The 324-nt window shown below is 29.3% G+C and carries 1 protein-coding gene; it reads right to left on the minus strand.

Going from position 1 to position 324, the window contains the following annotated elements; genetic code table 11:
• Positions 1-324 (minus strand): IS1/IS1595 family N-terminal zinc-binding domain-containing protein (locus tag KTQ83_RS12120; RefSeq protein WP_425331036.1); only part of this gene is annotated, 324 nt, incomplete at both ends.

Consider the following 324-nt stretch of genomic DNA (forward strand, 5'->3'; position numbering starts at 1 on the left):
CGAATGTTTTGATCAGCCAATATTTCCCTGTCGTTGGTGAATTTCTATTATCGTAGGCTGTTGAATTTATAGAATGAAATTCAAACAAATGCAGTAAATACTCAATCCATTCTGAAATAGGAATTTTTTTTGAATCAAAGATTGTATTTGTCAAAGCTGTAAAGCGTTTACCACATTCTTTACAAATATATCTTTGTGTTCCATCTTTTTTATGGCCATATTTTGTAAAATCATTAGATTCACAGAATGGACATTGTTTTATGTCTAAAGAATTTATAAATTCAATTTCAAAAATAGATGATGTTGCATGTTTAGCGTCGTACC

The sequence above is a fragment of the Holdemanella porci genome (assembly GCF_019052655.1).
GTDB classification, from domain to species: domain Bacteria; phylum Bacillota_I; class Bacilli_A; order Erysipelotrichales; family Erysipelotrichaceae; genus Holdemanella; species Holdemanella hominis.